This is a genomic window from Thermomicrobium sp. 4228-Ro, from assembly GCF_026241205.1.
Taxonomy (GTDB): Bacteria; Chloroflexota; Chloroflexia; order Thermomicrobiales; family Thermomicrobiaceae; genus Thermomicrobium.
Window position 1 is genome coordinate 536220 of record NZ_JAPFQM010000001.1, and the last position, 20256, is coordinate 556475.

19 protein-coding genes are annotated in these 20256 nt (G+C 63.2%); 6 read left to right on the forward strand and 13 right to left on the reverse strand.

Annotation, left to right across the window (positions count from 1 at the left end; genetic code table 11):
- A complete protein-coding gene (locus tag OO015_RS02735; protein ID WP_265939544.1) occupies positions 1-297 on the reverse strand; it encodes a YbaB/EbfC family nucleoid-associated protein in 297 nt (98 codons plus the stop codon).
- A 15-nt stretch (positions 298-312) separates the two neighbouring features.
- Positions 313-2097, reverse strand: coding sequence for a DNA repair protein RecN (gene recN, locus OO015_RS02740; RefSeq protein ID WP_265939546.1), 1785 nt, complete (start codon positions 2095-2097; stop codon positions 313-315).
- Positions 2098-2228: 131 nt separating this feature from the next.
- On the opposite strand from recN, the gene OO015_RS02745 reads away from it, so the two are divergent.
- Together OO015_RS02745 and OO015_RS02750 are read left to right on the forward strand one after the other, a co-directional pair.
- Positions 2229-3989, forward strand: coding sequence for an NAD+ synthase (locus tag OO015_RS02745; RefSeq protein WP_265939548.1), 1761 nt, complete (start codon positions 2229-2231; stop codon positions 3987-3989).
- Positions 3990-4072: 83 nt separating this feature from the next.
- Positions 4073-4810: a redox-sensing transcriptional repressor Rex gene (locus OO015_RS02750; RefSeq protein ID WP_265939551.1), complete on the forward strand. Its 738-nt coding sequence runs from the start codon at positions 4073-4075 to the stop codon at positions 4808-4810.
- Here the strand turns inward: OO015_RS02750 and OO015_RS02755 are convergent.
- Positions 4767-5225, reverse strand: a complete 459-nt coding sequence (locus tag OO015_RS02755) for a hypothetical protein (protein WP_265939553.1) — start codon at positions 5223-5225, stop codon at positions 4767-4769. The two genes, OO015_RS02750 and OO015_RS02755, sit on opposite strands and share 44 nt — an antisense overlap.
- Positions 5226-5459: 234 nt before the next feature.
- The gene (locus OO015_RS02760) at positions 5460-6422 is read right to left on the reverse strand and encodes an HpcH/HpaI aldolase/citrate lyase family protein (RefSeq protein WP_265939555.1); all 963 of its coding nucleotides are present in this window, start codon (positions 6420-6422) and stop codon (positions 5460-5462) included.
- A gap of 159 nt (positions 6423-6581) precedes the next feature.
- Here OO015_RS02760 and OO015_RS02765 point away from each other — a divergent pair, with 159 nt between their 5' ends.
- Positions 6582-6977, forward strand: coding sequence for a hypothetical protein (locus OO015_RS02765; protein ID WP_265939557.1), 396 nt, complete (start codon positions 6582-6584; stop codon positions 6975-6977).
- Positions 6974-7804: a DUF429 domain-containing protein gene (locus OO015_RS02770; protein WP_265941009.1), complete on the forward strand. Its 831-nt coding sequence runs from the start codon at positions 6974-6976 to the stop codon at positions 7802-7804. The genes OO015_RS02765 and OO015_RS02770 overlap by 4 nt, the downstream gene beginning before the upstream one ends.
- On the opposite strand, the gene OO015_RS02775 is transcribed toward OO015_RS02770, so the two are convergent.
- Positions 7771-8973 carry a glycosyltransferase family 4 protein gene (locus OO015_RS02775; protein WP_265939559.1) on the reverse strand — a complete coding sequence of 401 codons (1203 nt, stop codon included), beginning with the start codon at positions 8971-8973 and terminating at the stop codon, positions 7771-7773. The two genes, OO015_RS02770 and OO015_RS02775, sit on opposite strands and share 34 nt — an antisense overlap.
- A gap of 138 nt (positions 8974-9111) precedes the next feature.
- On the opposite strand from OO015_RS02775, the gene OO015_RS02780 reads away from it, so the two are divergent.
- Positions 9112-10095, forward strand: coding sequence for a phosphotransferase family protein (locus tag OO015_RS02780; protein WP_265939561.1), 984 nt, complete (start codon positions 9112-9114; stop codon positions 10093-10095).
- Here the strand turns inward: OO015_RS02780 and aroF are convergent.
- Positions 10085-11107 carry a 3-deoxy-7-phosphoheptulonate synthase gene (aroF, locus tag OO015_RS02785; RefSeq protein ID WP_265939563.1) on the reverse strand — a complete coding sequence of 341 codons (1023 nt, stop codon included), beginning with the start codon at positions 11105-11107 and terminating at the stop codon, positions 10085-10087. The genes OO015_RS02780 and aroF overlap by 11 nt on opposite strands.
- A gap of 365 nt (positions 11108-11472) precedes the next feature.
- On the reverse strand, positions 11473-12588 hold the full coding sequence (locus OO015_RS02790; protein WP_265939565.1) for an NDMA-dependent alcohol dehydrogenase: 1116 nt from the start codon (positions 12586-12588) through the stop codon (positions 11473-11475).
- 301 nt (positions 12589-12889) lie between these two features.
- Here OO015_RS02790 and OO015_RS02795 point away from each other — a divergent pair, with 301 nt between their 5' ends.
- The gene (locus tag OO015_RS02795; protein ID WP_265939567.1) at positions 12890-13993 is read left to right on the forward strand and encodes a cobalamin-independent methionine synthase II family protein; all 1104 of its coding nucleotides are present in this window, start codon (positions 12890-12892) and stop codon (positions 13991-13993) included.
- Positions 13994-14047: 54 nt separating this feature from the next.
- Here OO015_RS02795 and OO015_RS02800 read toward each other — a convergent pair whose 3' ends face one another.
- The 6 genes from OO015_RS02800 to OO015_RS02825 all read right to left on the reverse strand — a co-directional run bounded on the left by OO015_RS02800 (position 14048) and on the right by OO015_RS02825 (position 20188).
- Positions 14048-15034 (reverse strand): DUF4349 domain-containing protein, encoded by a 987-nt coding sequence (locus tag OO015_RS02800; protein WP_265939569.1) that lies wholly within the window; start codon positions 15032-15034, stop codon positions 14048-14050.
- A gap of 62 nt (positions 15035-15096) precedes the next feature.
- Positions 15097-15321 carry a DUF2905 domain-containing protein gene (locus OO015_RS02805; RefSeq protein ID WP_265939571.1) on the reverse strand — a complete coding sequence of 75 codons (225 nt, stop codon included), beginning with the start codon at positions 15319-15321 and terminating at the stop codon, positions 15097-15099.
- Between the two features lie 16 nt (positions 15322-15337).
- On the reverse strand, positions 15338-15469 hold the full coding sequence (locus OO015_RS02810) for a hypothetical protein (protein WP_265939574.1): 132 nt from the start codon (positions 15467-15469) through the stop codon (positions 15338-15340).
- Between the two features lie 57 nt (positions 15470-15526).
- On the reverse strand, positions 15527-18139 hold the full coding sequence (clpB, locus tag OO015_RS02815) for an ATP-dependent chaperone ClpB (RefSeq protein WP_265939575.1): 2613 nt from the start codon (positions 18137-18139) through the stop codon (positions 15527-15529).
- A gap of 52 nt (positions 18140-18191) precedes the next feature.
- Complete coding sequence (locus tag OO015_RS02820) at positions 18192-18554, reverse strand: heat shock protein transcriptional repressor HspR (RefSeq protein ID WP_265939576.1); 363 nt, start codon at positions 18552-18554, stop codon at positions 18192-18194.
- A gap of 62 nt (positions 18555-18616) precedes the next feature.
- On the reverse strand, positions 18617-20188 hold the full coding sequence (locus OO015_RS02825) for a D-alanyl-D-alanine carboxypeptidase family protein (protein ID WP_265939578.1): 1572 nt from the start codon (positions 20186-20188) through the stop codon (positions 18617-18619).
- Positions 20189-20256: the final 68 nt, after the last annotated feature.

Sequence of the window (20256 nt, forward strand, 5' to 3'; positions counted from 1 at the left end):
TTACATTCCACCTGGGAAAGGAAGCCCGAGGCCACCCGCGAGTGCTCCCACTTTCGCGTTCACCTGCTCTTCGACGCGGCGGAGCGCATCATTGATCGCTGCAGCGATCAGATCTTCCAGCATTTCGACATCGCCAGCCTCGACGACACTCGGGTCGAGATGCACACGCTGGACCTGACGAAGTCCGTTCACCTCCACGCGGACTGCTCCACCACCCGCTGACCCTTGCACGACGAGTTCAGCCAGTTCGGCCTGGAGTTTCGCGAGTTGTTCCTGTACCTGTTTCAACAACCGCATATTGGGCTGCACGCATCACCTCCGAACGCTACGCTCTGATCGTACCGATGACCGCACCGGTGCACCCACACCTGTAAGCACCGCCTTCCGTTGCTCGACCCGCTCGATCATCGCGCGGGCATTCGCCAGCGACTCGGGAGTCACTGGGGTACCGTCGAGCATCGCTGCCAACTCCTCCAGCCGCTCCTCACCGTGCAGCAGGTGAACGCGCGTTTCGGTCGTCCCATCCACGACGTGTTTGGTGATCTTGAAGTGCCGATCCGCGAACGCGGCGATTTGCGGTAGATGACTGATCACGATCACCTGGTGCTGGCGCGCCAATTGCCACAAACGCTCCCCGACCACTTGCGCACTCCGGCTTCCGATCCCGACATCGATCTCGTCGAACACGAGTGTCGGTGTGTCATCGACCTCCGACAGAATCGACTTCAAAGCCAGCATCAGGCGTGCCAGTTCCCCACCCGAAGCGATCCGCGCCAAGGATCGCGGCTCCTGTCCCGGATTCGGTGCCATCACGAACTCGATGCGATCCCAGCCGGCTTCGGTACACCGATCGGCTGCAGCGAGTGGATCCGAGATCGCGGGCCCATCTCCAAACGAGACGATGAACACGCCCTGTCCCAGGCGCAGAGCACGCATCGCCTCGCTCATCGCCTCCTCGAGAGCTCGTGCCGCTTCGCGACGACGCTCGCTGAGTTCCTTCGCCAACCGAACCACGGTCGCAGCAAGCTCGGCGATTTGCGCTTCCAGTTGAGAAATCCGTTCTCCGCTCGATTCGAGCGACGCGAGTTCACAGCGCGCTCGCTCGGCATAGTCGAGAATCACCTCGATCGTGTCGCCGTACTTGCGCTTGAGGCGGCGGATCGTATCGATCCGATCCTCGACCGCTGTCAAGCGTTCCGGATCAGCGTTGATCCCTACTACGTACGCACCGATCGTACGCGCAACATCCTGGAGCACGTAGAGCGCGTCGCGCAACTGCTCAGCGAGTGTCTGTTGCCCAGGATCCAGGCGGCCGAGTTCATCGAGGCGAACACTCGCGCGCCGGAGGCCATCGAGTAGTCCGAGCTCCTCCCCCTCGAGAAGCGCCAACACCTCCGTAGCCAGCTGCGCCAACCGCTCGGCATTCTGCAGCCGCGCCCGTTCAGCGAGAAGCTCGTCTTCTTCACCCGGGCGCAAGCGAGCGGACTCGATCTCCTGGATCTGGTACCGTAGAAGGTCCGCTCGATGCTCGCGCTCTCGCTCCTCCGCCCGCAGTTGTTCGAGCTGGCGTCGCACGGAGCGATATTCCTGCACCGTACGCGCGAGTTCCTCGCGGAGACCGAGCAGTCCTGCATACCGATCGAGGAGTTCCAGTTGCCGCTCCGTCTTCAGGAGCGAGAGATGATCGCTCTGGCCGTGAATATCGACGAGCGCGCTGCCGATCGTGCTCAGCACACTCGCTGGTACAGCCTGACCGTTGATGCGGGCTAGACTCCGGCCACTCGCCTGAAGTTCACGCGTCACGATCAACTGGCCGTCCTCGGGCTCGACGCCGTACTCGGCGAGCTGGGAGAGCAGTGCTCCACCTGCCGGCGAATCGGACAGGTCGAAAATGGCCTCCGCCCAGGCACGTGCCGCACCGGACCGTACCAGGTCACTCGATGCGCGAGCACCCAGTACGAGTCCCAGTGCATCGATCAGAATCGATTTCCCTGCGCCGGTCTCCCCGGTGAGTGCCGTCAGTCCGGGTCCGAACTCGAGTTGGACGTCCCGGATGATCGCCAGGTTGCGCACACTCAGCTGCACCAGCATGGGCATAACGATTCGTTCAACCCCTCCGGGCCGAATCACGTCGGCTGTTCGCTTAATTGTACGGCACGCGGCCTCACTGACCGTCGGTTACACTCTCAGCGAATCGAACGCGTACGTGGACGGGGAGGGACAACGTGGTGAACGATCGGATGACCCAGGATGTCTGGCGAGTCGCCCTCGCCCAGGTCGACCCGACAGTTGGCGATTTCGCGGGCAACCTCCGACTCGTCCGTGACTACGCTCGGCAGGCTGCGGAGCTGGGAGCACAGATCATCGCTTTTCCTGAATTGGTCATTACGGGATATCCACCGGAAGATCTTCTCCTGAAGGTCAGCTTCATCGAAGCAGCACGGAGAGCGCTGTTCCAGCTCGTCGACACGGTGCCGGATCGCGTGCTGATCGTCGGCGTACCGTGGGCCCAAGGCGGCATGCTTTTCAACAGTGCAGCTGTGCTCGCCCGTGGCGATCTCGTCGCCGTCGTACCGAAGCACCACCTGCCGACCTACGGCGTCTTCGACGAAGACCGCTATTTTGCGCGCGGCACCGAGACGTTTCGCTTCCTCTGGGGGAATCTCCGCTTCGGTGTGACGATCTGTGAGGATATCTGGTATCCGATCGGACCAGCCAGCAGTCTGGCAACGCACGGTATCGATCTCCTCGTGAACATCAATGGCTCTCCGTATCACCGTGGGAAGTGGCACCAGCGCCAGACCATGCTCCAGACACGGGCCTCCGACTATGGCTGTTACCTGGCGTACGTCAACATGGTCGGGGGGCAGGACGAACTCGTCTTCGACGGGAATAGCCTCGTCCTCGATCCGAACGGCAATGTTCTCTTTCGCGGAGCATCGTTCGAGGAAGATCTGATTGTCGTCGATATCCCGGTTACTCGTGTCCTTTCCAGCTGGCTGCATGACCCGCGCCGGCGCTGGCTGGCTCGCCTCGAGTCCCACGCTCACCTCCCAGTGAGCGACCACCCGATTCCCTTACCGGTTCCCGAGCATCCACTTCCGCCACTGCCGGACCATCTGCGGCGCCCGCGTGTGCCCTTGGACGGAGTAGCCGAAGTCTATCGAGCGCTCGTCACCGGCGTTCGCGACTATGTCCGCAAGACCGGCTTCCGCACAGCGGTGATCGGCTTATCAGGGGGGATCGACTCTTCTCTGACTGCCTGTATCGCGGCTGACGCACTGGGCCCGGAGAACGTCACTGGCCTCTCGATGCCGAGCCGCTATTCCTCGCGCCACAGCATCGATGACGCCGAAGCACTCGCCCGCAATTTGGGTATCCATTTCCATATCGTTCCAATCGAGACGGTGCACCACGCCTTCCGCGAGATCCTGGCTCCGCTCGGCAACCAGCCGGAGGAACCTGACGTCGCGGACGAGAACCTGCAGGCGCGCATCCGTGGCACGATCCTCATGACATACTCCAATCGCTTCGGCCCGATCGTCCTGACCACGGGCAATAAATCGGAGATGGCATGTGGGTACTCGACATTGTACGGTGATATGGCAGGCGGTTTCGGCGTTCTCAAAGACGTACCGAAGTTGCTGGTCTACGAACTGGCACGGTACCGCAACTCGATTTCGCCCGTCATACCAGAGCGAGTCTTCACGAAGCCACCCTCCGCTGAACTACGGCCGAACCAGAAGGACGTCGACACCCTACCGCCGTTCGAAATTTTGGATCCGTTGCTGGAACTGTATGTCGAACACGACATGAGTCGCGAGGAACTGATCCGTCAGGGCTTCGACCCTGCGATCGTCGATCGCGTCATCGCGATGGTCGACCGAGCCGAGTACAAACGTCGGCAGGCACCGCCCGGCGTGAAACTCTCGCCCCGTGCATTCGGCCGCGATCGGCGGCTGCCCATCGCCAACTGGTTCCGGGGCTGAGCCCGGATTTGCACGAAACGACGCGATACTGTACAGTTGCCGCGCACGACGCATTGCAACGCTCGCGTGTATCCGGAACGAACATGAACGGGGGCACAGCAGCGGTGCGCAACGGCGCGGTACCTGACGTCGTCATCCGACGACTTCCACTGTATTTGCGAACCTTGCGCCAGCTCCGGCGAGATGGTTGGCAAGCGATCTCTTCGGAGGAGCTGGCGAAGTTCCTCGGTACGACGGCTGCCCAGGTTCGTCGCGATTTCTCGTACTTCGGTCGATTCGGAAAACAAGGCTACGGCTACGATGTCGAGACGCTCATCCGTGAACTCGAAGCCATCCTGAACCTCGACCGAACCTGGAACATTGCCCTGGTGGGCTACGGCAACCTCGGGCAGGCCATCGCTCACCACCGCGGGTTCGAACCGAACGGGTTCCGGATCGCTGCGATATTCGCGAAGAGCCCTGAGCACGTTGGGCAAGTCGTGAACGGCATCGTCGTCCGGCCTGAGACGGAGATCGAGCGTGTCGTGCGCGAACTCGCGATTCGGATCGGTATCCTCGCTGTACCAGCCGAGGCAGCGCAGGAAGTCGCGGACAAGCTGATCGCGGGGGGAGTGCGTGCTCTCCTCAACTATGCGCCCGTCACCCTCCACGTGCCACCCGGCATTGTCGTCCGCGATATCGACCCGATCGGTGCACTGCAGAGCATGACGTACTATCTCGCATCGCGGGAACCGGGCTTCGACACGGACGGGACACCAGCACCCGAAAGTCTCGACCTCACGACAGTAGTTGCCGAAGTGAAACGTCAGGCATCGCGCTGAGGAACGCGATCAGTAACAAGAGATCGGCGAGGAGAACGATCGCCGAAACAGCGAGTGGGAAGGTGAAACCCAGGCTCTGAACATACTCTTCCAGTCCGCCGATCTGGCTCACGAGTACGAGATAGACCAGCCAACCGATCGCGATCAACACCGCGCCGAGGACGAGTACCGGAGAAGCTGACAAGTCACGCCACGCAAGCAACGCGAGATTCAGTAGCAGCAGGACGATTCCAGGAAATACCAAGCTACCGACCACCATCCAGAGAAGGCGCAGCCCTTCCGAGGACGCCCAACCAGCGGCTGGCCGATGAAGCCGTGGCGACACTCGTTCGAGGAAATCCTCTGTCAGTTCGATCGTGACGAGAAGGAGGGCACTGATGAGAACCAGTAACCATACTCTGAGATCGAGAGACACCTCTCGTCCCTATCCTCGATCCAACGTATCACCCCGCTCCGGCGCCGGATCTCCTCGCTGCCCAGTACCCTACCACGCGCTTGACACACCGGCAATCGTGTCCGTACGACTGGAAACAGCTCTCGGCAGAGTCCTCGATGGGAGCCACGATCACCGGCTCACCGGAAGGGCACCGATACAGAACTGCGCTCCTCACTGGCCATGCTCAACGACCAGCTTCGCCGGGTCCAAATCTCATCCCGAACCTGCCTCGACGTCGCCCCGGGTTGTTTCCCCCTGCGCGTCGACCGGACGTCCCGCCGCGCGGGCGCGTGCGAGTGTCCGCTCCGCCATCCGCAGACTCGCGGCATCCAGCATCGTCGTGCCGATCGCCGTGGCTCCCTGCCCACCCCGCTCCGCTTCTCGATAGCGCTGCACCACACGCCACGCCCACGCGACCTCTTCATCGGTCGGCGTGAACACCTCGTTCACGACTGCGATCTGCGCTGGATGGATACACCACTTCCCATCGTAGCCCAGCGCGCGCGCCCGCAGCGCAGCGCGCCGCAGCCCTTCCGGATCGCGGAAATCCGCATAGGGGCCATCGATTGCCAGCAGTCCAAAAGCACGCGCTGCGACGAGCAAGCGGTGCATGGGGTAATCCAGGCGGGAACCCTCGTACAGCTCGTCCCACTGGTCGAAAGCACCGATCGCGGTCATCGGCATCCCGACCGACGCGGCGTAATCGCCAGGCCCGAAGACGAGCGCACGCAAGCGGTCCGTCGTCCGGGCGATCGCCTCCACCTCGATCAACCCCTTCGCTGTCTCTACCTGTACCTCGAGCGCGATACGCCCCACTCGTCCGCACGCCGCTTCGAGCGTGTCGAGGACCCTTGCAACCGCTTCGACATCAGCCGGGCTGTTCACCTTCGGGACGATGAGGATGTCGACCGACCCATTCGTTCCAGCAACCAGCTCCACCAGATCGCGATACCAATACGGTGAATCGACCGGGTTGATGCGCACCGCCCGCGGCCGTCCTCGCCAGTCGAGCTCCAGTAACGCGCGACAGACTGCTCGACGCGCATCGTCCTTGGCTGTGTCCGCGACCGAGTCCTCCAGGTCCAGAAAGACCAGATCAGCTTCCGACCGGAGCCCCTTCTCGAAGAGCTCAGGACGCGATCCCGGTACTGAGAGGACGCTGCGTTCCGCGCTCACGATTCCCTACTCCTTCATGCTGCACGATTCCTCACGCGCCACCCGTATCGAGCATCCTACTTTCGACGCAGTCCTCGCGTCGGTCTGTACCATGACCACGCAGAGACCGTTCGTCTCGCACTCCAGCCTGAAGTCCGACTACCATCCTCGGAGGGAACGATGGGAACCGACTGGGCGGCTCTGGCAGCAATGTTCCGGGAACGAGTCCGAGAAGCTACCGGTCACGATCTCGACTTCTCGCTCGAGTCGCTCGCTGTCCTCGATGACCTCCTGGACGAGTGGCTTTATCTCGCTCAAGTGTATGGCAGCGAGCGTCCGCATGACTTGAGCGAGCTGGAGCAACCGCTGATCGCGTACGTCGGCGAGACGTTGCGCCAGAACTTCGGAGGCCAGTGGGTCGAGCGACCGACCGGTTCGGTTTTACGTATTTCCCACGCGATCGATCTGGATCTTCGCCCACTCGTACAGGCGACACTCGTACACCAGCATCCACCCAGTTTCGCTCGCCTCGCCAGCGCACTGGAACGTGAACTGGAAGAGCGTGCTTGGAAGTGATCGTCTTCGAGTCTCTGATTGGCATCGACTTCTCCGCAGCGAAAGATGCGAGCAAACGTATCTGGATCGCTCGCGCAACACCGCGCGGAGAGCGACTCCACATCGACGCAGTCCATTCGGCGGCCGAACGCTTCGGTCGGACTCGCCCGCACGCGATCGACGGGCTCGTCTCGTTCCTGGCTACGAGCGCTGGAAGCCTCGTCGCGTGCGATGCCTGCTTCGGCCTGCCTCTTCCACTCGTCGAGCAGCCGTGGAAAGAATGGATCCACACCTATCCCTCCCGGTTCCCGACGGCGGAAACGCTCCGGGCAGCTGGTCGCACGGCCGACGGGCATGAACGCCGTCGCCTTACCGACCGAGTGGCAGGTGCACCGTTCGCTCCGACTAACCTCCGATTGTATCGACAGACCGATTTGTGGCTCCGTTGCATCCTCGGTGAACTCGTCCGGCGAGAGGTGGCCACGATCGCACCGTTCCAGGAACCTGAGCCACCCAAGCCACATCTGATCGAAGTCTGTCCTGCAGTATCGTTACGGACCTGGGGCTTGCCGTACCGCGGCTACAAGGGGAGGGAGCTCGTGCAGCGAGCGATGCGCTCTCGGATCGCTCGGGCCCTCCTCGAGTTCGGCATCGACTGCTCACCCGATGTGCTCGCACGCCTCGTCGAGCAGCCGGGTGGTGATGCGCTCGACGCGGTCCTCGCAGTCGTCACCGCTTGGCTCGTCTCGCGAGACGGATCACTTCAGGTTGTCTTGCCACCCGAAGCCTACCGTGAAGGCTGGATCTTCACCGGTCATCGACCGCCTCCTGCTGCAAGCTCGCGATAGACAGCAAGCAGTTTCTCGCCGACCCGTGGCCAAGCGTATTCCCTCTCCACGAGTTCCCGCGCTGCACGCGCGAGCGACCACCGCTGCTCTCGGTCAGCCAGCAGCTGGATCACTGCTTCAGCGAACGAGACCGGATCGTCAGCGAGAAGAAGGTGTATCCCGTGCTCCACGGCCAAGCCTTCGGCACCGATCCGCGTGGAGACCACCGGTCGTCCCGCGGCGAAAGCTTCCAGGATCTTGAGGCGAGTTCCGCTTCCCGAACGCAAGGGGACGACGACGACGGTCGCGCGAGCGAGCCAGGGTTGCACGTCCGGTACCGTGCCAACCACATCGACGCCAGGCACATCAGCCAAACTGCACACCGATGCAGGCGGATCCATCCCCACCAGACTGCACCGTGCAGCGGGTCGAGCCGCACGGATTCGTGGCCAGATCTCGCGCACGAACCAGTGCACTGCGTCCACGTTCGGAAAATACCGGTAGGTTCCGACGAACACCACGTGATCGGGCTCAGCCGAATCGACGTCCGGGAATGGAAAGCGATCGACATCGACTCCGTTGGGAACGACCACTACTGGCCGCTGCGACGTGCGAGCGATTTCCTCAGCATCCACCTGCGAGGTGGCCAAGCAGAAAGTAGCATGCCGCCAAGCAGTTTCCTCGTCTCGCCGCAAGCGACGCGCCTCCCAGCGCAACCAGGTACGTCGCCACGGGGACACGTGCGCCGCTGTCCGCAGCAGGACTCGATACTCGACGTTGTGCGCATCGAGCACGAGGGGGAGCTGCTCGGCAATCGGCAAGAGCCCGAGCACGCTGTACTCCACCTGGACGACATCGTACACTGCCAAGTCTTCAGGCTGCACCGCGCGCTGCAGCGCCCTCGTGAAGGTCCAGTACTGTGCGGACTGACGGGTGAAGAGCGAACGCACCTGCAGCCACCGCTTCGACCATGACGGTGGTTCGCCCGGAACCCAACCAGCTCTCACGACCTTGACCGTCACAGGAGCCAACGCCTCGCAGGCGCGGCCGATCGCAGTCCCCCGTGGTGCGGCTGCGACCAGCGTTACCTCATGTTCCCTCGCCAGCGCCCGGACAAGATAGGCGATACGCAGTGCACCCCCAGTGTACGGCGGAATAGGCAAGAGCGGGGAAATGACGAGAATGCGCATCACAGTCCTTTCGGAACTCCCATCGGATAAAACAGAAGATGCTGACCCTGAGTAGGCAGGAACTGCTCACTGGTCGAACGGTGCCATCGGCCAGTACCCTTCCAGGAATGAGCACCGCGGCCCCTCGAGGAGGTCACGATGTCAACACCCATTCCGTCAGGCAGCGGGCTACTCCGGCAGGCGCTCGCCCAACTGTACCCGCGTGGAGAAGTCTCGCTGAGCGTCGCCACGCCAGTACCAGCGCTCCAACAGCGAGCTTGGACGATTACCGTCCAGCGAAAGATCTCCGGCACCGTTCGTGAGCACCACTTTCTCGCTTTGCTGCTCTCCTCCTCGAACGGCGTCGACCCAGCGTCAGCGTATGACCGGGCAGCACAGTGCGGCTTGCCCACCCCAACCATTCTCGCGCGTGCGGACGATGCGGAGCATGTTCTGCTCCTCTGTGCACCGCCTCCCGGCGTGACGATCGAGTACATTCTGCGCCACGCGACTGCCCCCTGGAAGGTGAGCGCCGCAGCAGTCAGTGTGGCCCGTTTTCTCGTGGAACTGCACCAATGTTCTCCCGATGCGCTGGGTTTGGCTTCCTCGATGCCGGACGCGACGGAACACCGGCTCGGACAGCTCCGTGTCGATGCAGCGGACTACCCCGCACCGATACGGTCGATACTCGACCGGATGCTCGATTGGATCGACCGGCAGCTCGTGCGTGATGCACCGCTCGCACCGACCCTCAACCCAGTTCGTCTCGCTGCACTTTTCACGACAGGCGGCGACATCGACTGTGTGCTCGGTTGGGAGCATCTTGCCCTGCGCTCCCCGGCTGACGACATCGCCGACCTGGTGTCGGGAATGCAGCACTTCGATCAGGCTGTCCGCGAACAGTTCGTTTCGGTGGTGACAGCAGCGTATGTGCAGCGGTCCACTGCGCCGCTGCAGGATACTCCAGCGCGAGTGCTTCTCGCCCATCTCGAGCGGATGGTGATCGTCACCTCGGCGCGCGCCTCGCGCGCCGCGGAAACCACGTCGATGCCGAACGAAGGAATGACCGTTGCGCTGCAGCGAGCATTCCGTGCAGCGCAAAACGGCCTTACCGCCTTGGCTCGTCACGACTTCACACCGTGACGGGCTCCTCGATGGCATCGCGGACGGAACGTATGCGCCGTACGACGTCGGCGAGCGTCGTCGGGTCGATCGACTGCCGACCGTCCACCAGTGCTGCCTCCGGCTCGATATGGACTTCGACGATCAGTCCATGGGCTCCCGCCGCGATCGCTGCGAGCGACATGGCTGGCACCAGTTCGCGCAAACCGGTGCCGTGGCTCGGATCGACGATCACCGGCAGGTGACTGAGCTGGCGCACGAGCGGCACAGCGTTGAGGTCCAGCATGAAACGAGTCGCCGGATCGAAACCGCGCACGCCCCGCTCGCACAACACCACCTGGTCGTTGCCACCAGCCAGTAAGTACTCGGCAGCCAGGAGCCATTCCTCGACGGTCGCAGCGAAGCCGCGCTTGAGCAGCACCGGCTTTCCCGTCGCCGCTACTTTGCGCAGCAAGGCGAAATTCATCATGTTCCGACTGCCGATCTGCAACACGTCGGCATACTGTGCCACGAGCTCGACGTGCTCGGTATCGAGCACCTCGGTCACGATCGGTAAGCCGGTACGTTCGCGCGCCTCGGCCAGGAGTTCCAGGCCGCGTTCACCGAGCCCCTGAAAACTGTACGGGGAGGTGCGCGGCTTGAACGCACCTCCCCGGAGAAGCGTCGCCCCGGCTTCGCGTACCGCCTCGGCCGTGCGGATGAGCTGCTCCCGCGACTCGACCGTGCAGGGGCCTGCGATGACGACCGGGTCTCGTCCCCCGATGCGGACTGAACCCACCTGCACGACCGTTCCCTCCGGCCGCACAGCGCGCGCAGCGAGCCGATACGCTTTCCCGCTCGCCACAACCGCCTCGACGATCGGCAAGCGAGCGAGATCGTCGGCGAACGCCTCCGGGAGCCCGCGGCCGTTGATCCCGATCACCGGCACCCCACCATCCGTCAGCACCGTGACCTCGAGCCCGTAGTCCCGGAGCACCGTGACCAGCCTCTGCCGCTCATGGGGATCCGCATCGGAGCGAAGCCGGAGAATCATCGCCATTGCCTCCCTTCCCGTGTTCCCATTGACCTTCCCACAAAACGAAGCGAGCAGAGGCTCGTACCCCTGCTCGCCGGCGTCACTGGCTTGTCGGGCTACGGGTTCAGCGCTTCAGCACCCAGCGCCCCGCCAGCAACGCCGGCGGGCTAAAGTAGTACGCAAACCAGACCTGGTGCTGAAGCAGACAACTACCCATAGCAATTGCCACTATAAGCAGCTTCACTGTGCTTGTCAAGAGTCAAGAAGCGCGTGACTTTGTCCTCTCGATCCGACTGAAGACGAGGCGCCGAGACGCACCTACGCGCCCGCTACCAGCAACCACATACCACCTACTGAACTTCCTACCAACCGTACAGTGCAACTCAATCGAAGACGAGTACACCGCGGATCAAACGTCCCTCTTCGAGATCGATGAATGCCTGATTGATCTCATCCAGCCGGTAGCGCTTCGTCACGAGTTCGTCCAGCTTGAGCTTGCCCTCCCGGTACAAACCGAGGAGCTTGGGAATGTCCACACGCGGCACATTATGTCCGAAGATGGTGCCAACGATCTCCTTCGCGAGCAGCATGAAATCGTACGGCGTGATATTCATTCGCTCGATCCGCCGATCCGAGGCCCCGACGATAACTGTCCGACCAGCCTTGCGCGTGGCCCGCACGCCTTGACCGATGATCTCGGCGGTGACAAGCGAGACTGTCAGAAGGACAGCGTCGGCTCCTACCCCATGGGTGATGTCCAGTACCCGCTGGACCGGATCCTCACGCGATGCATTGATCATGTGCGTGGCACCGAACTCCTTGGCCTTCTCCAGCTTCCAGTCCACGAGATCGATGGCGATCACCTTCTCGGCACCCGCCATCGCTGCCCCTTGCACCGCGTTCATCCCCACGCCACCGGTGCCGAAGATGGCGACCGTCTCGCCGGGACGCACCCGTGCCCGGTTGACCGCCGCACCCCACCCGGTCGGGACGGCGCAGCCGACCAGACAGGCTCGGTCGAGCGGCAGATCGGGGTCGATCTTGATCACCGAGTCGACCGGGCAGACCGTGTACTCGCTGAACGCCGACACCAGCGCGAACTGGGCGATGTCCTCACCGCGCTGGTTGTGCATGCGGAACGTTCCGTCGAGCTGCGTCCCCTGCCCGATGAGGATCCCGCGATCGCAAATCGCGCCCAACCCGCTCAAGCACCAGCGGCACTTGCCGCAGGCAGGAATGTAGCAGAGCACGACATGGTCGCCCGGCTTGACTTCGCTGACGCCGGGGCCGACCTTCTCGATGATCCCAGCCCCCTCGTGGCCGACGACCATCGGATAGCGAACCGGCGCCTCACCCTTGGCGAAGTGCCAATCGGAGTGACAGAGGCCGGTCGCCACCAGCTTCACGAGGACTTCGCCCTCTTTCGGCTCGTCGAGCTCCAACTCCTCGATGGTGAACGATCGTGTCGGACCGTAGAGCACTGCCGCCCGCGTCTTCATCCCGACACCTTCCCGATACTCAACCTTTAGACATGAAAAGAACGTATCCGAATCGTACGCTAGCATGCGGCATACGGATAGTCAACGACAGCGTTCGACAATTCTGAACCCGAGAACCCGCCGTCTAAGCGGCTCGCTGCGCGTGGACAGTTGTTGGGTCCTCCCCCCTGGACACTCGCTCCGTGTAGACTGCGGTACACCGCGCTCTTCGGCGGTGTTCGGTTCTGTTCAGTCCCGGCACCGTTCGGTTATGCTTGGAGCGAATGCGAGCCGGGTGCCGAACGCGGCAGCAGCTGAAAGGATGGGGGAACCGGTGTACTACCGCAGTGATGTCGTCGGGAGCCTGCTCAGGCCAGCGTATCTCACCGAGGCGCGTCAGAAGTACGAGGCTGGCGAAATGAGTGCTGCCGAGTTCAAACGGATCGAAGACCGAGCGGTCGATGAGGCGATCAAGCTCCAAGAAGACGCCGGGCTAGAAGTCGTCACCGACGGTGAGCAACGTCGGTACGCGTTCTTTGGTCACCTCGTCGAAGCGATGGAGGGTTTCGACAAGTTCGGCGGGTGGGCCATTCCCTTCCGCGACGAGCAGGGGAACGAGAACATCGTCCGTCGCCCGATCGTCGTCGAGAAGCTCCGCTGGAAGCGCAATATGTGCGCTGAGGAATTCACCTACCTCCGCGCTCGCACCAATCGGATCGGGAAGGTGACGCTTATCAGCACGATGCAAGCGGCCGTCTACTGGGACAAGAACAAGTCAACGGGCGCGTACCCGACGATCGAGAGTTACCTCGCCGATATCGTCGATATCACGCGGCGCGAGATCGAGGAGCTTATCCGGCTGGGCTGCACCTACATCCAGATCGATGCCCCGCAGTACGCTGCACTGCTCGATCCCAAGATCCGCGAGGGCTACCGCTTGCGTGGCATCGATCCGGACACGATCGTCGACCAGACGATCGAACTCGATAACGCGGTCCTCGACGGGTTCGACAAACAGGGAATCGTCTTCGGCCTGCATATCTGCCGTGGTAACAACCAGAGCATGTTCTACGCATCGGGTGGCTACGATCCGATTGCCGAAAAGGTCTTCCGCAAGACGAAGTTCCATCGCTTCCTCCTCGAGTACGATGACGAGCGCTCAGGAACCTTCGAGCCGCTTCGCTTCGTCCCCGAAGACCGCGTGGTGGTGCTGGGACTGGTGACGACCAAGAAGATGCGGGTGGAAAGCGAGGACGAAATCATACAGCGGATCAAGGAAGCGACCAAGTACATCCCGCTCGAGCGACTCGCCCTCAGTCCGCAGTGCGGTTTCGCCTCCACTTGGGAAGGGAACCGCATCACACCGGTGGTTCAGCAGCAGAAGCTGGAACTCGTCGCACGGGTCGCCAAGGCCGTCTGGGGTTGATCGCTGGCTACACGATGATGCGACCCACGGAGCGCGTGCTCCGTGGGTCATCGCTCATCGTCGCTGGAGAACGCCGTCCTGGTGTTCGCCATCGAAGAGTGCACTGCCGGTCCGCATCGGTGACACGATGCGCCGGAGCAGCCAGCCAGCTACCGTGAAAAGCAGCGCAGCCGGAGCAGCGACCCCCAACCAACGTCCACCGAATCGAGCCAGCGCGACCAGTTCCTGTAGGCCCGCCTGCCATCCCTCACCGAAGGCTGCCACGACTCGTCGCCACACGGACGTCTCAGCGCCCTGGAACGCGATCGTGACGCGAGCCATCCGCCGCCGGTCAGCCAACCAGCGCTGCTGTCCTTCCAGACGCTCGATCTCCGAACGGATCCGTCTCAACTCTTCCTCGATGCGCAGCACGTCATGCACGTGCTCAGCACGTTCCAAGAGTGCGAGGTACCGCTCTTCGCTCCTGCGGGCTGCCGAGAGCCTCGCTTCGAGGTCGAGCACCTCACCGGTGACATCTCGTTCCCGGTAGGAAGAACCGATGACAGTACGCACAACCGGTAGCGACCGGATCCGTTCGATGACTGCCGTCACACGCTCGGCCGGGACCGCGAGAACGGCTTGCCCGAACGGGAGCGAACGCTCGAGGGCGAGTTCGAGCGTCAGCACGAACCCTCCGGCTTCCCGGGCGAGCCGTTCGATCTGTGCCGCCGTCTCGGTGATATCGGACACGATCAACCGGACCGTCGCCTCTGCGATCACGGCCCGGTCATGGCTCTCCGGGGCCAGCCCTTCGAGCGACGCGGGACGGCTCTCGGCTGGAGCGCTCAACCGCACCGCACCGACCTCGTACGGGTCATCCTCCAGTGCGAGCCGCGCCCGTCCTTCGCTGTCTACGTCGAACAACCGATCCGTTTTGTCCCGGCGAGGGAGCCTGTTCGTCCATCCCTGACCGTGGATGCGACGGGACAGAAAACCCAAAACCACAGCGAGACAGGTGGCGACGACCCACCCGAGCGTGTTGACGAGGCTCGATCGCGGCATCACACACTCCGTGCTGCGCAACGTGCGAACGGGATTCGACCGACCCTGACTATACCGAACGATCAACGGCGAAACAAGAGGTTGAGGATGATCGTCAGGATGAGACTGAGAAGGAGCATGGTCATGAGGGGGATATAGAGGGTGAAGTTGCCACGCTGGTAGACGATGTCGCCAGGGAGCCGGCCGAGAAATGGCACGCGGCCAGCGAGCAGCAGCAGCACACCGATGCCGACGATGAGGAGCCCCATCAGGACGAGCATACGGCCGAGCGTCTGCAAGGCATCCATGGTTCTCCCTCGCTCGTCAGGAGCGACGCTGTCCGAACAGTTCCCCGAGATGTGCCGCAAGGTCGAAGATCAGCATGAACAGAAACGGTACGAGAAAGACCAACACGGCAAGCAGGACGAGCTTTGCAATTTCCGCAATGGTCTCCATCGCCCTCTCCCCGCGAGAAGAGTGCGGGGGAGCCCGCCATGGGCCCCCCGATCCGCCTCACGCGACCACTTCCGCCTCGGCCAGCATCGACCGGATGCTCAAGTGACCCTGTTCGTCGACGTCGACGATGACCGTATCACCGTCGCGTACCTCGCCACGCAGGATCTTGTTCGCCAGCTGATCGAGCAGCTCCCGCTGGATGACCCGCTTGAGCGGGCGTGCCCCGTACACCGGGTCGTAACCGCGCTCGGCCAGCCACTCCTTCGCACGCAACGTCACCTGCAGCGTGATGTTGCGCTGCTTGAGGCGCTGCCGGACTTGCCGCAGCTGGATGTCGACGATCTGCGACAGCTGCTCGCGCGTGAGCGGCCGGAACATGATGATCTCGTCGATCCGGTTCAAGAACTCCGGCCGGAAGTGCGCCCGCACCGCCTCCATCACGCGCTGGTATGCCTCTTCTTCGCGGTACGGGAGCAACGCCTGGATGTACTCCGACCCGAGGTTGCTCGTCATGATGATCACCGTGTTCCGGAAGTCGACGGTACGGCCCTGACCATCGGTCAAGCGCCCATCGTCGAGTACCTGGAGCAGAACGTTGAAGACTTCCGGATGCGCCTTCTCGATCTCGTCGAACAGCACCACCGAGTACGGCCGGCGCCGCACCGCCTCGGTCAACTGGCCACCCTCCTCGTACCCGACGTACCCCGGCGGAGCGCCGATCAGGCGCGAAACGGTGTGCCGCTCCTGGTACTCCGACATGTCGATCCGCACCATCGCTCGCTCGTCGTCGAACAGGAACTCAGCCAGCGCGCGTGCCAGCTCGGTCTTCCCGACGCCCGTCGGCCCCAGGAAGATGAAGCTCCCGAGCGGCCGATTGGGATCCTGCAGCCCAGCCCGCGCACGGCGGATCGCGTTCGAGACTGCCCGCACCGCCTCGTCCTGGCCGACGACCCGCTCGTGCAGACGCTCCTCCATGTGGACGAGCTTCTCCATCTCGCTCTCCATGAGCTTCGCCACGGGAATGCCCGTCCACTTGCTGACGATCTCGGCGATATCGTCGGCGTCGACCTCTTCCTTGAGCAGGCGCCCTTGGCGCTGTATCTCAGCCAGCCGACGCTCCTCCTCGCGGAGCTGGCGCTCGAGTTCGACCAGCCGTCCGTACTGGAGCTCCGACGCGCGCGTGTAGTCAGCGACGCGCAATGCCTGCTCGATTTCGATGCGCGTCTGCTCGATCTGTTCCTTGAGCGCATTGATCCGCTCGAGCGCCTGGCGTTCCTGCTCCCACTGCGAGCGTAGCACTTGTTCCTGCTCGCGCAGGTTCGCCAGCTCGCGTTCCAGCTCGGCCAGCCGCTGTCGCGAAGCCTCGTCGCGCTCCTTGCGCAAGGCTTCCCGCTCGATCTCGAGCTGCGTGATCCGCCGCGTCAACTCGTCCAGTTCAGCCGGCATGCTGGTGATCTCCATCCGCAAGCGCGCCGCAGCCTCGTCGACGAGGTCGATCGCCTTGTCGGGCAAGAACCGGTTGGTGATGTACCGGTGCGACAAGACCGCCGCAGCGACGAGTGCCGAGTCGAGAATCCGCACCTTGTGGTGCAGCTCGTACCGCTCGCGCAGACCGCGCAGGATGCTGATCGTATCCTCGACCGACGGCTCGTCGACGTAGACCGGCTGGAACCGACGCTCGAGAGCCGGATCCTTCTCGATGTGCTTCCGGTACTCGTCGAGCGTGGTCGCACCGATGGCGTGCAACTCGCCCCGCGCGAGCATCGGCTTGAGCATGTTCGCAGCGTCCATCGCCCCTTCGGCGGCACCGGCACCGACGACCGTGTGCACCTCGTCGATGAAGACGATGATTTCGCCTTCCGAGGCTCGAATCTCGTCGAGAACCGCCTTCAGACGCTCTTCGAACTCACCGCGGTACTTGGCACCGGCGAGCATCGCTGCCAAGTCGAGCTGGACGATACGCTTGTCGCGCAGCCCTTCCGGCACGTCGCCCCGGACGATCCGCTGGGCAAGCCCCTCGACGATCGCCGTCTTCCCGACACCCGGCTCGCCGATCAGGACCGGGTTGTTCTTGGTACGCCGCAGCAGCACTTGGATCACGCGGCGGATTTCTTCGTCCCGGCCGATCACCGGGTCGAGCTTGCCTTGACGAGCCAGTGCCGTGAGATCGCGCCCGTACCGCTCGAGCGCCTGGTAGGTCGACTCGGGGTTCGGCGACGTCACCCGTTGCGCACCGCGGATCTGGCTCAAGGCGCTCAGCACGCGCTCACGCTGTACACCGAGCCGCTGCAACGCCTGCACGGCCGGAGAACGCGGTGCAGCTTCCAGGGCAGCCAGAAGCAGATGCTCCGTGCTGATGTACTCGTCACTGAAGCCCTGGGCCTCCACCTGGGCCCGCTCGAGCACACGCCGCAGCGTGGGTGCGACCGTCGGTTCGGCCGCATACTGCAGGCGTGGCAACGTGTCGAGCACACGTTCGAGTTCCTGTGCCACCCGCCGTGGATCGAGTTGGAGGCGCAGGAGCACCTGCGGCACCACACCGTCAGACTGGGTGACCAGAGCGTAAAGGAGATGTTCCACATCGAGCTGGCTATGGTTTCGTTCTGTCGCGAGCCCTTGCGCTGCGACCAGTGCTTCTTGAGCCTTTTCCGTAAACTGTGGTCGTCCCATGACCCTACCTCACCAGTGCGTGATCTGTTCTCGCAGGAGGAGCGGTATCACTCTATGACTCGGTTTCACTCGACGCACCGAGCAGGTTCAGCATCGCGTCGATATCAGCAACAACCGAGTCGAAGATACGGTCGTACTGCTCGGAGATCGCCAGACAGCGCTCGCGCAGGCGACGCAGCTGCTGCGTCAACGAGAGCGCGAGCTGCACGCCTGCCAGGTTCACCCCACGCTCTTCGACGAGGTACTTGACCTGCCGCAAACGCTCCAGGTCTTCCGCCGAATAGAGACGCAGGTTCCCGCGCGTTCGCGAGGGCGTGACAAACCCCTCACGCTCGTACTTTCGGAGCGTCTGCGGGTGCAATTCGAGCAACCGCGCTGCCACACTGATCACATAGAGCGGCTCGGACCGGCGCATCGTCGCCTCCCGTACCTCTCCTCCTGCACTCGACCGCAGTATAGCAGCTGATACGGATCGTATCAAGATCGAGGCAAACGGGGTACTGTGAGGACGGCGACCGGCACCTCGTTCCACTGTCGCGGTAGGCTCGCGAGTTCCTCTCGGATGACTGGCACGGCGCCGAAGCTGATCTGTGCGACAGTCAGTAATGTCCGGGCATCGCGCACTCGGCCGACTCGGCGATAGGCCCGCGCGGCTGCAACGACCCCAACTGGCGACATCGTCCAGAATTCCGGTGTCCGAGTGAGGTCAAATGCTGGGTTCGCGCGTAACGCTTCGACGAAGTGTGCCTCGGCCACGGCGGCATCTCCACGCCGGCCAGCCCGCACCGCGCGTTGCGCCACCGCGGTTGCCGGGTCGAACGCGATGATTCCCGATTGCCGAATCGCCTCAGGTCGTCGAGGAGTGACCGATGCTCCACGCGCTCCTCCGAGACTCCTCGGTGTCGGTTGTGCTCCGACATTGTGCCGCCTTACAGATCGCCGTACCGCATTCCCATGCCGCGAGCGCCGAGCGGCTCGTTGACGACGAGTCACGACCACCGCCATCACCAGAGGGAGGCCAGTCAGGATGACGCCACTCGCCACGACAGCCGTCATCGCAGACATCGGCCAGAACCATGCTCGCTCGACCTGCGGATCAGTCGCGGGAACCTGGAGGACGAGCGCACGTGGCTCTGTCGTCGCGGTTGCGACCGCCACCTGCATCGCGGTCACGCTGATCGCTCCGGTCGCCGGCCGGTCGAGCGGCCCGAACATCGCGAGCTTCTCGAATCCGTAGTCCAGGAGCTTCACCGCATCGTCGTACCAGGCCTCGTGCGTGCTACCGAGGACGACTACGATCACCGTGTGCCCATCCCGTTGCGCCGCCTCGATCAACGAGTAACCAGCCGCATCCGTGATACCGGTCTTGCCGCCGATGAGCCCGGGATAGTTTCCGAGCAACCGGTTCGTCGTCCTGACACTGAACGCTCCATCCGAGTACGCCGGTGTCTCCAGAATTCGGCGGAGTTCCGGCCGCTGCAGGACTGCACGCGTGAGTCGTGCGAGGTCATGAGCGGTCGTGAGGTGCCCTGGTTCGTCCAACCCATGCGGGTTGCGGAACGTCGTGTGCTCGAGTCCCAACCGCTGGGCCACGAGGTTCATCTGCCGGACGAAACGGGCGACTGCTACTTCGGGAGTATCGCCCGGCAAGGCGCTCAAATTGCGAGCGATCACCATCGCTGCATCGTTCCCGGAAGCGAGCAGGAGTCCGTAGAGCGCCGCCTCGAGCGTGAGCTCGTCTCCCGGGTGCAGGCCCATCGATGCCTCGCCGACGAGATCAGCGCTCGATACCCGCAGAACCGTGTCGAGCGGCGCGAGGTCGATCGCCGTCAGCGCTGTCGCGAGCTTCGTGAGGCTCGCTGGAGCACGCGGCTCGTCCGCGTTCTTGTCGAACAGGACGGTTCCCGTCGTGGCGTCCAGGACGATCGCTGCACTGGCGACGATCGTTGGCTCGGCAAGCGGTGCGGCATGGATGCTCGTGCCTGATTGGATAACCCAGCTCACGAGTACGACGACCACAAGGCACGCACGTACCCCTGCTCGTACCACAGCCCCTCCTCGACATACCGGCGGCCACTCGTCGCTCTGACTGTCAGGCACATCCTAGCAGTCCAGCG